The following is a 732-nucleotide window of genomic DNA, read 5'->3' as shown; positions in this document are numbered from 1 at the left end:
TAAATCCGCCTCATCTTGCGTGCTTTCATCTAAGCTTGCATCAAGACTTACATCTACATCTTCAGTAGATTCACTTGATTTATCATCTTCTGCTGTGGCTTCATCTGTAATAGAATCCTCTGCCACATCTGCGCCTAATTCCTCATCGCCTAATATATCTGCACTCTCTGCTTCTAAAGATTCTAAATCCCCGCTTGAATCTATAGATTCTGCAGATTCACCATCCAATCCACCTAAATCATCTGGGAATTCTAAATCTACATCTAAACCATCGTCTGCACTCTCTGTATCTACGCCAACATCTAAATCATCAAGACTTACATCTACATCTTCAGTAGATTCACTTGATTTATCATCTTCTGCTGTGGCTTCATCTGTAATAGAATCCTCTGCCACATCTGCGCCTAATTCCTCATCGCCTAATATATCTGCACTCTCTGCTTCTAAAGATTCTAAATCCCCGCTTGAATCTATAGATTCTGCAGATTCACCATCCAATCCACCTAAATCATCTGGGAATTCTAAATCTACATCTAAACCATCGTCTGCACTCTCTGTATCTACGCCAACATCTAAATCATCAAGACTTACATCTACATCTTCAGTAGATTCACTTGATTTATCATCTTCTGCTGTGGCTTCATCTGTAATAGAATCCTCTGCCACATCTGCGCCTAATTCCTCATCGCCTAATATATCATCGTTTGTTTTGTCCTCTATGCTTATATCTGT

Annotated in this window: 1 protein-coding gene; it reads right to left on the bottom strand. The window is 39.6% G+C overall.

The window, feature by feature from the left end:
- The coding region (locus LS67_RS09720) for a hypothetical protein (RefSeq protein WP_201274035.1) at positions 1-732 on the bottom strand (732 nt) is incomplete at both ends.

This window comes from Helicobacter sp. MIT 03-1616 (assembly GCF_000765685.2).
In the GTDB taxonomy this organism is placed as follows: Bacteria; Campylobacterota; Campylobacteria; order Campylobacterales; family Helicobacteraceae; genus Helicobacter_C; species Helicobacter_C typhlonius.
This window is presented reverse-complemented; position numbering and strand designations above follow the sequence as displayed.